The sequence below is a fragment of the Zhongshania sp. R06B22 genome (assembly GCF_040892595.1).
Lineage (GTDB): Bacteria > Pseudomonadota > Gammaproteobacteria > Pseudomonadales > Spongiibacteraceae > Spongiibacter > Spongiibacter arctica.
In genome coordinates this window covers 3,315,613-3,329,556 of the sequence record NZ_JBFRYB010000001.1, presented here as the reverse complement: position 1 = coordinate 3,329,556, position 13,944 = coordinate 3,315,613, and the positions used below count along the sequence as shown (strand labels likewise).

General features: G+C 49.5%; 17 protein-coding genes, 1 tRNA gene and 1 pseudogene. 18 read left to right on the top strand and 1 reads right to left on the bottom strand.

The window, feature by feature from the left end:
- Positions 1 to 33 precede the first annotated feature (33 nt).
- From AB4875_RS15065 to AB4875_RS14980, 18 genes are all read left to right on the top strand, one after another.
- Entirely contained in the window at positions 34 to 465 is a 432-nt protein-coding gene (locus AB4875_RS15065; protein ID WP_368376881.1) for an HIT domain-containing protein, read from the top strand.
- 286 nt (positions 466 to 751) lie between these two features.
- Complete coding sequence (locus tag AB4875_RS15060; protein WP_368376880.1) at positions 752 to 1,165, top strand: HU family DNA-binding protein; 414 nt, start codon at positions 752 to 754, stop codon at positions 1,163 to 1,165.
- A gap of 191 nt (positions 1,166 to 1,356) precedes the next feature.
- Complete coding sequence (locus tag AB4875_RS15055; protein ID WP_368376879.1) at positions 1,357 to 1,605, top strand: FmdB family zinc ribbon protein; 249 nt, start codon at positions 1,357 to 1,359, stop codon at positions 1,603 to 1,605.
- Between the two features lie 117 nt (positions 1,606 to 1,722).
- Complete coding sequence (gene aspS, locus AB4875_RS15050; protein ID WP_368377091.1) at positions 1,723 to 3,495, top strand: aspartate--tRNA ligase; 1,773 nt, start codon at positions 1,723 to 1,725, stop codon at positions 3,493 to 3,495.
- A gap of 99 nt (positions 3,496 to 3,594) precedes the next feature.
- Positions 3,595 to 4,350: a YebC/PmpR family DNA-binding transcriptional regulator gene (locus tag AB4875_RS15045; RefSeq protein WP_368376878.1), complete on the top strand. Its 756-nt coding sequence runs from the start codon at positions 3,595 to 3,597 to the stop codon at positions 4,348 to 4,350.
- A 294-nt stretch (positions 4,351 to 4,644) separates the two neighbouring features.
- On the top strand, positions 4,645 to 5,169 hold the full coding sequence (gene ruvC / locus AB4875_RS15040; protein ID WP_368376877.1) for a crossover junction endodeoxyribonuclease RuvC: 525 nt from the start codon (positions 4,645 to 4,647) through the stop codon (positions 5,167 to 5,169).
- Positions 5,170 to 5,179: 10 nt separating this feature from the next.
- Positions 5,180 to 5,779: a Holliday junction branch migration protein RuvA gene (gene ruvA, locus AB4875_RS15035; protein ID WP_368376876.1), complete on the top strand. Its 600-nt coding sequence runs from the start codon at positions 5,180 to 5,182 to the stop codon at positions 5,777 to 5,779.
- Positions 5,780 to 5,794: 15 nt separating this feature from the next.
- A complete protein-coding gene (ruvB, locus tag AB4875_RS15030) occupies positions 5,795 to 6,835 on the top strand; it encodes a Holliday junction branch migration DNA helicase RuvB (RefSeq protein ID WP_368376875.1) in 1,041 nt (346 codons plus the stop codon).
- On the top strand, positions 6,835 to 7,236 hold the full coding sequence (gene ybgC / locus AB4875_RS15025; RefSeq protein WP_368376874.1) for a tol-pal system-associated acyl-CoA thioesterase: 402 nt from the start codon (positions 6,835 to 6,837) through the stop codon (positions 7,234 to 7,236). Before ruvB ends, ybgC begins: the two co-directional genes overlap by 1 nt.
- A gap of 30 nt (positions 7,237 to 7,266) precedes the next feature.
- The gene (gene tolQ, locus AB4875_RS15020; protein ID WP_368376873.1) at positions 7,267 to 7,941 is read left to right on the top strand and encodes a protein TolQ; all 675 of its coding nucleotides are present in this window, start codon (positions 7,267 to 7,269) and stop codon (positions 7,939 to 7,941) included.
- 11 nt (positions 7,942 to 7,952) lie between these two features.
- On the top strand, positions 7,953 to 8,393 hold the full coding sequence (gene tolR, locus AB4875_RS15015) for a protein TolR (RefSeq protein WP_368376872.1): 441 nt from the start codon (positions 7,953 to 7,955) through the stop codon (positions 8,391 to 8,393).
- Positions 8,394 to 8,398: 5 nt separating this feature from the next.
- The gene (gene tolA / locus AB4875_RS15010) at positions 8,399 to 9,154 is read left to right on the top strand and encodes a cell envelope integrity protein TolA (protein WP_368376871.1); all 756 of its coding nucleotides are present in this window, start codon (positions 8,399 to 8,401) and stop codon (positions 9,152 to 9,154) included.
- Positions 9,154 to 10,446 carry a Tol-Pal system beta propeller repeat protein TolB gene (tolB, locus tag AB4875_RS15005; protein WP_368376870.1) on the top strand — a complete coding sequence of 431 codons (1,293 nt, stop codon included), beginning with the start codon at positions 9,154 to 9,156 and terminating at the stop codon, positions 10,444 to 10,446. The genes tolA and tolB overlap by 1 nt, the downstream gene beginning before the upstream one ends.
- Before the next feature lie 82 nt (positions 10,447 to 10,528).
- Positions 10,529 to 11,026 (top strand): OmpA family protein, encoded by a 498-nt coding sequence (locus tag AB4875_RS15000; protein WP_368376869.1) that lies wholly within the window; start codon positions 10,529 to 10,531, stop codon positions 11,024 to 11,026.
- 15 nt (positions 11,027 to 11,041) lie between these two features.
- Positions 11,042 to 11,845 carry a tol-pal system protein YbgF gene (ybgF, locus tag AB4875_RS14995; protein WP_368376868.1) on the top strand — a complete coding sequence of 268 codons (804 nt, stop codon included), beginning with the start codon at positions 11,042 to 11,044 and terminating at the stop codon, positions 11,843 to 11,845.
- 67 nt (positions 11,846 to 11,912) lie between these two features.
- Positions 11,913 to 12,563: a 7-carboxy-7-deazaguanine synthase QueE gene (gene queE, locus AB4875_RS14990; RefSeq protein WP_438273528.1), complete on the top strand. Its 651-nt coding sequence runs from the start codon at positions 11,913 to 11,915 to the stop codon at positions 12,561 to 12,563.
- 45 nt (positions 12,564 to 12,608) lie between these two features.
- The gene (queC, locus tag AB4875_RS14985) at positions 12,609 to 13,286 is read left to right on the top strand and encodes a 7-cyano-7-deazaguanine synthase QueC (RefSeq protein WP_368376867.1); all 678 of its coding nucleotides are present in this window, start codon (positions 12,609 to 12,611) and stop codon (positions 13,284 to 13,286) included.
- A gap of 69 nt (positions 13,287 to 13,355) precedes the next feature.
- A tRNA-Lys gene (locus AB4875_RS14980) sits at positions 13,356 to 13,430 on the top strand.
- 151 nt (positions 13,431 to 13,581) lie between these two features.
- Here AB4875_RS14980 and AB4875_RS14975 read toward each other — a convergent pair.
- Positions 13,582 to 13,731 (bottom strand): annotated as a pseudogene (locus AB4875_RS14975) (helix-turn-helix domain-containing protein); the annotation flags it as partial.
- Positions 13,732 to 13,944 lie beyond the last annotated feature (213 nt).

Here is a 13,944-nt window from a genome sequence, read left to right as displayed (position 1 = left end):
ATCGCTTGCGCGGTACAGGCCGCAGGGGGAGTGATGTTCAAATTACATGAAGTATTGGCAAGAGATTGTGCTGTGGTGGGAGATCTACCGCTATGTCGAGTCTTATTGATGAACGATAGTCAGTATCTGTGGCTGATATTGGTGCCGCGGCGTGATGAGCTGCGAGAGATCTGCGATCTTAGCGCTGCTGATCAGCAGCTGTATCTAAAAGAGTCTAATACCACGTGCGCGCTGCTGCGCAGTGAGCTCAATGCCGAAAAACTAAACGTGGCGGCGCTTGGCAATATGGTGCCACAGCTTCATATTCACCATATTGCGAGGTTTTCCAATGATGTGGGGTGGCCGAAGCCAGTCTGGGGGCTGCTCCCAGCAATACCCTATGACGTGGATGCGCTGAATAAGTACCTAAAACGGTTGCGCGCCGCCTACGCTGCTAGCGATGTCCCCCTGTTGAGCGAGCCATAAAACTCGGTTTAGGGCTGGCCTCAAACACAATTCTAAGCTCTGTAGGGCTGGTCTGCCGAGTTTGTCGCGACGTAAATTTACGTGAGTTATAGTGCGTGTTATACAAATAATGCTTCTTTTGTAGTGTTTTAGGCCGAAAAAAGCGTATTAATCTTGTATTGCTTAGCACAATCTACTATAGATAGTCGCAGGCACAGATGTGTGATCAGCGTGCGGTACTCGCTGCTTAGTGCTCAGAACCGTATTTAGGCCAATAAAACTTAACGTGTGATACAGGAATATTCTAATGGCGATAAAAAAAGCTGCTCCCAAAAAAGCTGCCCCCAAAAAAGCTCCAGCTAAAGCGAAAGTTGCTGCCGCTGCTGCCGCACCCAAGCGCAAAACAACAGCTATCTCTGAGAAAATGACCAAGACTCAAATCCTCACCGAGATCGCTGAGAACACCAATTTGACGCGCAAGCAGGTTGGTGAGGTTCTTGAAGAGCTAGAAGTACTGATTGAGCGCAGTGTTAAAAAGCGTGCTCTGGGTGAGTTCACGATTCCCGGTCTGATGAAAATCACCACGGTTAAAAAGCCTGCTACCAAAGCACGCAAAGGGATTAACCCGTTTACTGGTGAAGAAACAATGTTCAAAGCCAAGCCAGCGAGTGTTGCTGTTAAGGTTCGTCCACTGAAAAAACTGAAAGACTTCGCTGTTTAAGTCTGATTGCCGTCAGCCTCGACATTTTTTGATGTGCTCGAGGCTGATTTACCCTCTCTAACAGTTTATTTCCCCTCAAACTCGCTGCTGCATTTATTGCCACCCCCGCTTTGCGTTATAATCCCGCTCCTTTTGCGCCGCTTGGCTCGATATGACTTCTTTTATCTGCTTTGAGTTTTGGGAGTTTTCTTATGCCGATTTATGAATACCAGTGTCAGGCCTGCCAACACGAGCATGAAGCACTGCAGAAAATGAGTGATCCTGCTTTAAAAGACTGCCCACAGTGCGGTGCCGCCGCATTGGTGAAAAAGATTTCGGCGGCCGGGTTTCGTCTAAAAGGCGGCGGCTGGTACGAGACTGATTTTAAAGGCAGTGGTAAAAAGAAGAATTTAGCAGGTGAAGGCTCTGCCGGTGGTTCGTCCTCCGCACCAGCCTCCTAGCGCTGAGATAGGGCGAGCCATAGCATTAGCGGCCCCTAGAATTTAGCGATTGGCACAGAGCACGCAGTGCCAATGGCATTACCTAGATACACATTTGATATAGCGAGAATAGAACACATGCGCAGTCATTATTGCGGCAGCTTGAGTAGTGAACATATAGATCAGGAGGTCACCCTGTGTGGCTGGGTTGACCGTCGCCGTGACCATGGCGGGGTTATTTTCCTCGATATGCGTGACCGCGAAGGCATTGTTCAGGTCGTTTTTGACCCAGATACCGAAGAGCATTTCCGCACTGCTGACCGTGTTCGTGGCGAGTACGTGCTGCGTATTCGGGGCCGGGTTCGCGCTCGCGCTGGCGCAACGGTTAACGCCAATATGAAGACCGGCGAGATTGAAGTGCTGGGTAAAGAACTGGAAATTCTGAATGAGTCGGAAACCCCACCTTTTCAGCTTGACGACCACACTAATGTTGGTGAAGACGTGCGGCTGCGCTATCGCTACTTAGATTTACGTCGTCCGCAGATTTCTGACAAATTACGCTTGCGCGCAAAGATTACGTCAGTGCTGCGTCGCTATTTAGATAGCCAGAACTTCCTTGATATAGAAACTCCGATTTTGACGCGCGCCACACCTGAGGGTGCCCGTGATTACTTAGTGCCTAGTCGCACCCACGCCGGTAAGTTCTTCGCCTTGCCGCAGTCACCGCAGCTGTTCAAGCAGCTGTTAATGGTGTCTGGCTTTGACCGTTATTATCAAATCGCCAAATGTTTCCGCGATGAAGATTTACGCGCGGATCGTCAGCCTGAATTCACTCAGATCGATATTGAAACCTCCTTTATGGATGACAAGCAGATCATGGCTGTCACCGAAGGCATGATTAGCGATCTGTTTAAAGAGGTAATGAATATCGATCTCGGCAGTTTCCCGACCATGAAATACGCGGAGGCAATGTCGCGCTTTGGCAGCGACAAGCCAGATATGCGTATTCCATTGGAAATGGTTGATGTTGGCGACCTGATGACGGAAGTCGAGTTTAAAGTTTTTTCAGGCCCAGCTAACAGTGCTGATGGGCGTGTTGCGGCCTTAAAAGTACCTGGCGGTAATGAGGCGTTGACCCGCAAGAAAATCGACGAATACACCAAGTTTGTTGGTATATATGGCGCTAAGGGTCTGGCTTATATCAAGGTTAACGATAAATCTGATCTGGAAAATGGCCTGCAGTCGCCGATTGTGAAATTTTTACCCGAGCCAGTTCGCGCAGCTATTTTGGCGCGTCTTGAGGCCGAAAATGGCGACCTGATCTTCTTTGGCGCCGACACTACTAAGGTTGTTAATGAAGCCCTTGGTGCCTTGCGTTGTAAGTTGGGCGAAGATCTTAAACTATATACCTGTGAGTGGGCGCCACTGTGGGTAGTAGACTTCCCGATGTTTGAGCAGGACGGCAGCGGCAACTGGACGTCTTTACACCATCCTTTTACGGCGCCGTCATGCTCGCCGGAAGAGTTGGAAAAAGCGCCGGGCGAGGCCTTGTCTATTGCCTATGATATGGTTTTGAACGGAACTGAATTAGGTGGTGGTTCTGTGCGTATCCACCGCAGTGACATGCAGAAAGCGGTATTCCGCGTACTGGGTATTGGTCCAGAAGAGGCCGATGAAAAGTTTGGCTTCTTGCTTGATGCCTTAAAATACGGCGCACCGCCACACGGTGGATTGGCCTTTGGTCTAGATCGTTTGGTGATGTTGATGACCGGCGCCAAATCCATCCGCGACGTGATTGCCTTCCCTAAAACCCAGAGTGCGGCCTGTATTATGACCGATGCACCGGGTGTGGTTGATAGTAAGCAACTGGGTGAGTTAAATATTCGCCTGCGTAAATTAGAAGAAAAATAATAGCGCTGACTGCGTTACCAACACCCGTCTGCGCCGCAGCGGGTGTTATCAATACACCATGATAAGTAATATCTTCACCTTACTTACAGGGAGGCTGATATGGCGGGTCACAGCAAGTGGGCCAATATAAAGCACCGTAAAGCTGGGCAAGATGCCAAGCGCGGTAAAGTGTTCACCAAGCTCATTCGAGAAATAGTGGTTGCCGCAAGGGCAGGTGGTCCTATGCCAGAAGATAACCCGCGATTGCGCGCGGTTGTGGATAAAGCACTCACCGCTAATATGAAGCGCGATACCATCGACAAGGCCATTGCTCGGGGCGCGGGCAATGCTGATACCGACAATTACGATGAAGTGACTTATGAAGGATATGGCAGCGGTGGCGTTGCGGTATTCCTCGAATGTATGACCGATAATCGCAACCGGACGGTCGCCGAAGTGCGTCATGCCTTTAGTAAGCGCGGTGGTAATCTCGGTACTGATGGCTCGGTGGCCTATCTGTTTACTCGCATCGGCCAAATCCACTATGCGGCGGGTTTGGATGAAGACACGCTTATGGAAGCGGCCTTAGAAGCGGGCGCAGTGGATGTTATTACTTATGACGATCGCACAATGGAAGTGCAAACCGAGCTTGCAGATTTTATGGCTGTAAAAGAAGCTATGACGGTCGCGGGTTTCGAGCATGAGCATGCAGATATCCATATGCTGCCGGCGACGACTATTGAACTCGATATAAAGGGCGCTGAATCGTTGCTTGGTCTGGTGGAGGCATTGGAAGATCTGGATGATGTCCAGAATGTGTATACCAATGCAGACATCGCTGAGGATATATACATCGCATTAAACAGTGGTCACTAAATGGCGTCGCGCCATTGCCATAACGTCGCTAAACCATTGTTAGTCAATTACTAAACCATCACTAAACCATCACTAAACCATCACCAGAGCCGCGCTTCGTGAGCGTGTCATTATTCCAGTAAATCTGTGCATAATAGCAGTGGGGCGAGCCTGCGGCGGGTGCGCGTATTTGCTGCTCTCAATTTCTTGATTGATACACCTGCAATTATTGTCTATTGCTAGGATTTTACTCGGGTCAACGATGAATGTATTGATCTCTGCTTACTCGGATAAGAAGCGAAAGCTATAGGATCTATGACTATTATTTTGGGAGTCGACCCCGGATCGCAAAAAACGGGTTTTGGTGTAATAGAGGTGGAGGGAAATCATCACCGTTATATCACCAGTGGTGTTATTCGGCTGCCGCAAGGTCCATTGCCTGCTCGCCTCGATATTATTTTTAAAAGTTTAACGACCATTATTGCCGAGTATTCACCGCTTGAAGCAGTGGTGGAAGAAGTCTTTATGGCTAAAAGCGCGGGCTCGGCACTTAAGTTGGGGCAGGCGCGCGGGGCGGCGGTGGTCGCCTGTGTAAGCCATGGTTTAATAGTGGCTGAATATACCGCAAGACAAATTAAAAAAGCGGTTGTCGGGACCGGGGCGGCAGATAAAGCCCAGGTTCAACATATGGTTAAAATATTACTTAAGCTGCCTGCTGCGCCACAGGAAGATGCTGCAGATGCGCTGGCGGCGGCAATTTGCCATGCCAATGCGCGGCAAGGATTGCAGCGGATGGCTGCTGAGCCTGCGATGCGTTTGCGTCGTGGACGTCTTAAATGAAGGAATGTAAATGATTGGCCGATTGCGTGGCGTGCTCATAGAAAAACAAGCCACAGAAATAGTTATTGACGTCAATGGCGTAGGTTACGAAGTGCTAGTGCCGATGACGACGTTTTATGGTTTGCCCGCTTTGGGGCAGGTGGTGTCGCTTTACACTCAGTTTATAGTTCGCGAAGATGCACAGCAGCTATTTGGATTTAGTGATGTGACATCGAGACGCTTGTTTCGCGATTTGATCAAGGTTAACGGCGTCGGCCCAAAATTGGCGCTGACGATTATGTCCGGTATTGATAGCGATGACTTTGTGCGCTGCGTACAAGAGGGTAATACCGCTGCTTTGGTGCGGTTGCCGGGGGTGGGTAAAAAGACCGCCGAGAGATTAGTGATTGAAATGCGCGACCGGCTCAAGGACTGGGAATTGCCTGGCTCGAGTAGCAATATTGCAATGCCAGTAAGTGCTGCCAAAGTGAATATTGCTGAAGCAGAGGCGGCACTGGTGGCCTTGGGTTATAAACCCCAGGAAGCAAGCAAGGCGATTAGCGCCTTAAAAGCAGATGACGCAAGTAGCGAGGAATTGATTCGCGCTGCCCTAAAAAACATGATCAAGTGAAGACCGTAATCAGACATGATAGAAATTGACCGCCTAGTAGCACCCGACGTCGGCGAGCCGCTAGAGGAGCGCTTTGATCGCGCAATACGGCCTAAGACCCTAGCTGACTATATTGGCCAGCCCGCGGTGTGCGAGCAAATGAATATTTTTGTTAGTGCGGCGCGAATGCGCAAGGAACCCCTAGATCACACCCTGATATTTGGGCCACCAGGATTGGGGAAAACCACGCTGGCAAATATATTGGCCAATGAGATGGGGGTGTCACTAAAAACGACTTCTGGGCCCGTGCTGGAAAAAGCCGGTGATCTCGCGGCGTTAATGACCAACCTGGATGCTGGTGATGTGCTGTTCATTGATGAAATACATCGACTCAGTCCAAATATAGAAGAAATACTGTATCCGGCGATGGAAGACTATCAGTTGGATATTATGATTGGTGAAGGTCCCGCAGCGCGGTCAATTAAATTAGATTTGCCGCCGTTTACTTTAGTCGGAGCAACAACCCGAGCCGGTTTGTTAACCTCGCCGCTGCGTGACCGCTTTGGCATCGTGCAGCGCTTGGAGTTTTACGGCGTTAAAGATCTGTCAATTATTGTGGCGCGCTCGGCCAATATCTTAGGTGTTCAGTTAGATGCTGGCGGTGCTCATGAGATTGCCCTGCGGTCTAGGGGGACGCCGCGCATCGCCAATCGCCTGCTGCGCCGTGTGCGGGATTACGCTGACGTAAAATCAGATGGTATTGTCACTAAAGAAATCGCTGATCAGGCATTAAATATGCTGAACGTCGACAGCAGTGGTTTTGATCACTTAGATCGTCGTTTACTGTTGGCAATGATTGAGCGATTCGACGGTGGGCCAGTAGGTGTAGACAGCTTGGCCGCAGCCATAAGCGAAGAGCGTGGCACGATAGAGGATGTATTGGAGCCCTATCTCATTCAGCAGGGTTTTATTATGCGCACGCCGCGCGGGCGTGTGGTAACGAATCACGCCTATCGTCATTTTGGCTTAGAGCTACCCAAAAATGCCGACACTAACGACAATGGCGGCGTGGCCTAGTGGAATTCAAGATGCCGTTGCGGGTCTATATGGAAGACACCGATGCCGGTGGCATCGTTTTCTACGTGAACTATTTAAAGTTTTTTGAGCGCGCCCGCACCGAATATATGCGCGCCCAAGGTTTTGATAAAGCAGCTTTCATCGATGATTCACTGATGTTTGTTGTGACTAATCTAACTACAAAATATTTGCGACCAGCGAAGCTAGATGAGCAACTTATTGTCACAGCCAAGGTCATAGCCGCAGCTAAAGCGTCGCTGAGTTTTGATCAACGCGTTTATCGCGGCGACGAAGTGCTGTGCGAAGCCCAAGTTAGACTAGCCTGTGTCGATAGGATTAGCTTAAAACCAAAACGTATGCCGCCGGCATTGCTATCAGTGCTGGCGCTTAAAGAACAATAGTGTAATAACCAAAAACGACAGGAGTTAACAGTGGGACAAGAGCTTTCCATTTGGCAATTAGTTAGCCATGCCAGTTTGTTTGTGCAGATTATAATGCTGATATTAGTGCTGGCCTCAGTGGTGTCTTGGTATCAGATTGCCCAGCGGGTGATGTATTTTAGGCAAGCGCAAACTGAAATGGCGCGCTTTGAGTCGCGGTTTTGGTCGGGTACCGATCTGAATACCTTGTATACCGACGGCGCGGACAAGCGCGGCGTGGTTGGGATGGAGAGTGTATTCCGAGCTGGATTTAAAGAGTTTACCCGGCTGGCAAAAAAGAAGCTTGATTCTGATGCCATGATGGAAGCGTGTCAGCGGTCGATGCGCGTGGCACTGTCTCGGGAAGAGGAAGCGATGGAACACGGTTTGCCTTTTTTGGCTACGGTGGGGTCGACCAGTCCTTATGTTGGTTTACTGGGAACAGTTTGGGGCATCATGGGTGCATTCCACGGCCTTGGACAAGTGCAGCAAGCGACCTTGGCAACAGTCGCTCCTGGTATTTCTGAGGCCCTAGTGGCTACCGCAATGGGTTTGATCGCGGCGATTCCCGCCGTTGTCTGCTACAACCGCTTTTCTTCAAAAGTAGACTCCCTCGCAGGTAAGTACGATACCTTTTCAGAAGAATTTTCCAGTATTCTGCATCGCCAGATTCACTCGCGAGATTAGGAGCACTGGCTATGTCTCGGCGAAATAAGCGCAAGCCAATCTCAGACATCAATGTTGTTCCCTACATTGATGTCATGTTGGTATTGCTGATTGTATTTATGGTGACGGCGCCGATGTTGGTACAAGGCGTGCAAGTAGATTTGCCACAGGCATCGACGCAACCTGTCCCCGAAACAGATGATGACCCGATCGTGGTCTCGGTTGATAAGGCCGGTAAGTATTATGTGACCTTGGGGGACCCAGACAAGCAGGGCGAGCCCCTCGAGCTCGCGGAAATTGGCGATAAGTTGAGCAAGATTTTGCGTAACAAACCCAAAACGCCAATTATGGTAAAAGGGGATAGTTCGGTAGATTATGGCAGTGTTGTAGCAGCGATGGCGGTGTTGCAGGGCGCTGGTGCAACGTCTATCGGCTTGATTACTGAGGATCCGTCGCGCAGTGGAGCGAAGTAAGCGCGATGAATGATATTAAATTGGTGCCGGCACTGGTGACGGCGGTCTTACATGGCGTAGCGATTTCTTTCCTGTTGTTTGGGATGCCCAGTAACGACCGTGTCATTGAGATCAAGGCAAAGCCTTTGGCAATTCAAGCAAAGTTGGTGATAGAAAAGCCGGTGTCGCGTCCCGCTAAGCCGACGCCGGTGGCCAAGCCAATACCAAAGCCGGTGGCCAAGCCTGAGCCTGTTAAAAAGCCTGAGCCCAAGCCAGAGGTGAAGCCGGTGCCAAAGCCGGTGCCAAAGCCCATTCCAAAGGGACCTACGCCGGAAGAGATTCGCAAGAAAAAGGCGGAGGAAAAAGCACGCGACGACGCTAAGCAGCGGGTTTTGCAAGAAGAGATACGTAAACAACAACAGAAAGAGCTAGCAGATGCCTTGGCATCTGAAGATGATTTGGTGGAAGAGGGCGAGCTGGCTTCTACATATATAGAGCTTATAACAGCCTTAATAGGTCAAAATTGGTCACTGCCGCCAACGGCTCGCAATGGTATGAAGGCAACTGTGCAAATCATCACGGTTCCAACGGGTGAAATTGTTGGTCATCAAGTGATTAAAGGTAGTGGCAACCCAGCCTTCGATTTGTCGGCAATTAGGGCTATTACCAAGTTAAGTAGAATTGATGAGCTAGGTGATTTATATAAAATCGATCCTAGCGCGTACGAAAAGAATTTTCGGCGGTTTAATTTTGATTTTGTTCCCCAAGATTTGAGGCGGTAATGTTAATACGAGTTATTACAGCACTAATATTTCTGATGGTCAGCACGGTATCTATGGCTGACCTCACTATTGAAATAAACAAGGGTAATGATGACCCTGTGCCAGTCGCCATCGTGCCTTTTGGCTGGCAGTCAGGCCTGACTGTTGCGGAAGATATTGCATCCATTGTTGAAAGTGATTTACATCGCAGTGGTCAGTTTGCACCCTTGAGCCGCTCCGATATGTTGGGGCGGCCGCGTAACTCTACTGAAGTCTATTACCGCGACTGGAAAAGCCTCGGCGTTGACTATGTTGTGGTTGGCACGCTTTCCCAAGAAGTCACGGGTACGATAACCGCAAGTTACGAGCTTTTAGACGTAAATACCCAGCGCGTTATACTCGCTGGCAAAGAATCCGTCAGTATTGATACGCCCCGCTACCTCGCGCACACGGTCAGCGATAAAATATATGAAAAACTCACAAATATTCGTGGTGCTTTTCGCACTAAATTGCTTTATGTTTCTGCCGTTCGCGAGGGGGGTAACCGAACCCGCTTCCGCTTGCTGAAAAGCGATATCGATGGGGCCAATGAATCGGTGTTATTCGACAGTCGAGAGCCAATTATGGCGCCGACGTGGTCGCCTGATGGTCAGAAAATTGCTTATGTATCATTTGAAACAATGCGCCCTGCTATTTATATTCAGGACCTGCGCACAAATGCGCGTACGCAGCTTACTTCGTTTCGTGGCTTGAACAGTTCGCCAGCATTTTCACCGGATGGCACCAAGATGGCCATGGTGTTGTCAAAGGACGGCAGCCCTGATATTTATGTAATGGATTTGGCGACTGAAAATTTGCAGCGCATAACAAATCACTTTGCCATCGACACCGAGCCAGCGTGGATGCCGGACGGGAAGTCGATTGTTTTTACCTCTGATCGCGGCGGAAAACCTCAAATCTATAAAGTTGAGCTTAGCAGTGGGTCAGTAGAACGAGTTACATTTGAAGGTGATTATAATGCCAGGGCAAGAGTGCTGGCAGATGGTCTCGGATTAGTCATGGTACATAGGAAGAATGGGAATTTTCACATCGCAGTTATGGATTTAAAGCGTAACCGTGTCGAAATTCTCACTACCACTAATTTGGACGAGTCACCTAGTGTGGCGCCAAACGCCAGTATGCTATTGTACGCTACGCAGTATGATGGCAAAGGCATCTTGGCAGCAGTATCGATAGACGGTGGTGTGAGGTATAAATTGCCGTCGCGATTCGGGGATGTGCGCGAACCGGCTTGGTCGCCTTTTCTTCAATGAAGTAGTAGCCGGGAATGGAATACCGATTAAACAATGATTGTTTGGTCGGAAGTGTGTAATCAAAACTTGATGGGAAAATGCGATGAAATACCAAGCAAAAAGTATGTTTTTGGGTGTGGCTTTCTTTAGTGCGATGCTAGCTGGTTGTGCCTCTACAGAAACCGACAGCAGCGGTCAGGAAAGCGCTGATACCGTGAGCACGTACACAGAGTCTACTGACTCTATGAGCGATTCTTCGTATAACACTGACGACATGGCGAATCTCGAAACTGTATTTTATTTCGAATTTGACCAAGCAACGCTAACAATGAAGGCACGCAAAGCATTGGACGCGCAAATTGTTCGTCTGAAAAAGACTACTGGCCCTGTGCGTCTGGAAGGTCATGCTGACGAACGCGGTACCCGTGAATACAATATAGCCTTGGGTGAGCGTCGTGCGATTTCAGTCGCTGATTACATGGCAATCAGTGGTATTCCACGCTACCGTATAGAAACGGTTAGTTACGGTGAAGAGCGTCCAGTTGCATTCGGTCAGTCTGAATCAACCTACTCGCAAAACCGTCGTGTAGAACTGAAGTAATAAAAAGGCGTACTGATGCAGTTTTTGAAACCACTGTCTATACTGCTGCCGGCAGCGTGTTTGTCGGCACAGCTTTGGGCGCAAGCCCCAGTTGTTGATGTTGGGTCCTCCCGATCTGATTCTCGGTCAGCTCGTGGTATTGAGGGCGAAATGTATCAGCAGCTGCAACTGCTGCGCCAAGAAGTGATGGCGTTGCGGGGGACAGTGGAAGAACAAGGGTATCAGCTACGCCAGCTCAAACAGCAAAGTCTGGATCGGTATATAGATATGGATCGCCGCTTAACTGCCGGCAGTCCTGTCGATCGCAGTTTGGACGCGACCGCCGCGGATCCAATGGTAGCTGCGTCGACGACAGATGCGGAAGCCGCAGAATTAACAGAAAGCCCCACGCTAACAACGCCTGTGGCAGCCAGTTCCTCTGTGTTGCTCGACGGTGATGAATCCTCAGATTATGCAAAAGCGTATGGCTTGGTAAAAAGCGCGTCATACGATCAAGCAATCTCAGCGTTCGCGAGCTATGTAGAAAAATACCCTGCTGGCCGTTATACCCCCAATGCCTGGTACTGGCTTGGCGAGTTATATGTCGCTATAAAACCTCAGAATTTATCGGCTTCGACGACGGCATTTCAACGCCTTCTGACGGACTACCCGGATCACGGCAAAGTCCCTGCGGCTATGTACAAGTTAGGCACGGTTTATTTTCTGAATGGCAATAAGACGAAAGCTCAGGAAATGCTGACCCACGTGATTGACCGCTACGGTAACACCGGTAATTCAGCGGTGAATAAATCGCGTGACTTCCTCCGCAAGAACTTTTAATTTTTCGCGGAGCAAAGCTTGCGCGGCTGGTCTCCGGTAATAATCCTGTATCCGGCAGCCTGCTTCCATGATCAAAAATAGCCTACGTATTACCGAAATTTTTTATTCCCTACAGGGCGAATCTCGCACCTTGGGATTGCCCACCGTATTTGTGCGCCTAACTGGCTGCCCCCTGCGCTGTGTTTACTGCGATACCGAATACGCCTTTCATGGCGGTGAGCGGCGGCAGATAGAAGATATTTTGACGCAAGTCGCCTCTTATAAGCCCCGCTACGTATGTGTGACTGGTGGCGAGCCCCTCGCTCAGCCAGAATGCCACACCCTGCTGTCTGCGCTCAGTGATGCCGGCTATGAAGTGTCTTTAGAGACTAGTGGCGCGATAGATGTTGGGCAGGTCGATTCACGAGTGTCAAAGGTGATGGACCTAAAGACACCAGGCTCTGGTGAAATGCATCGCAATCTTATGGATAATATCGCTTTTATGACTCGCCACGATCAAATCAAATTCGTGCTGTGCAACCGCGAAGATTATGACTGGGCACGATTTCAACTCGATGCCCATAATTTAGCGGAAAAAGCGGGAGAGGTTTTATTTTCGCCGAGCTTTGGCCAGCTAGATGCAACTGACTTGGCGAATTGGATCGTAGAAGATAATTTGCCCGTGCGTTTTCAAGTGCAATTGCATAAATTGCTTTGGAATGACGCGGCCGGCCATTAAGTATTTACGCCCTAGCGGTGTATAAACAGAAGTAGAGGAAGAGTTTTGTCGAAAAAAGCAGTGGTACTACTATCCGGTGGTCTAGACAGTGCGACAGTGCTAGCTCAAGCGCGGGCAGCGGACTACGAGTGCTATGCCTTAGCATTTGATTACGGTCAGCGTCATCGCGCCGAATTAGTCGCCGCCAAACGTGTTGCCGAATCCCTTGGTGCGGCCGAGTTTAAAATAATCAATCTCGATTTAAGTAGCATTGGCGGCTCGGCATTAACCGATATGAATATTGCGGTGCCAGACGCGGGTGCAAGCGGTATTCCCGTCACCTACGTGCCGGCAAGAAACACCGTATTTTTGTCTATCGCCCTCGGCTGGGCTGAAGTGCTGCAGGCCGATGATATCTTTATTGGTGTAAATGCCGTCGACTATTCCGGTTACCCAGATTGCCGCCCAGCGTTTATCGAAGCCTTCGAGACCTTAGCTAATGTCGCGACCAAAGCGGGAGTGGAAGGGCATGGCATGCATATCCATACACCACTAATGAAACTCAGTAAGTCCGATATCGTTAATGTCGGCACAAAACTCGGGGTAGATTACGCCCAAACAGTCTCGTGCTATCAAGCTAACGATGACGGCGAGGCCTGTGGCCGATGCGATAGCTGCTATTTGCGGCGGCAAGGTTTTGAGCAAGCAGGGGTCGCTGATCCAACACGATACCGAAAGGCGTAATTAAACTGCTTTTTTACTCCTAGGCGGTTGTTTTTTCCTTAGAAAACAGTATTATGAGCGCCTCTTTCGGGGCCGTTAGCTCAGCGGTAGAGCAGTTGGCTTTTAACCAATTGGTCGATGGTTCGAATCCATCACGGCCCACCACTAAATTGCGAATAAAATCAAAGCGTTGCAGATGTGCAGCGCTTTTTTTTCGTCTCGATTTTTTGTCTGTGACCACCTTGTGCCCATACTGTGCCCAAATCGTGCCCAAGTACTGAATAGCAATAAATGACAAATCAGCTGAATTGACCAGTCAGTCGACCTTGGGCATTGGTTCTGAAAGATGCACCAATAGGTCTTCTACGAGCCACTCAAAGAAATTGCAGAGCGTATCAATATTATCAGTACCTGTATTGCATCCCTTTTCGTTAGCAATCTTAGAAAGTGTTGCGCGGTGAATGCCAGTCTTTTCCGCAGATACTGCAGCCTGACAGAGGTGACATTCTCAATATGACGTCCACGGGGGCTGGGAGGCTATGCGGGAGTGCGAGGCTTGAGTTTTTTGATAAAGCGCTGCGTGAAGAAGTACGCGGTGCAAGCGTTCGTATTTTCAGTGTTTGACCTGGGCTGATACTGAGAGAACAGCGACATCTCGCAGCAGTCACTAATACCAGCG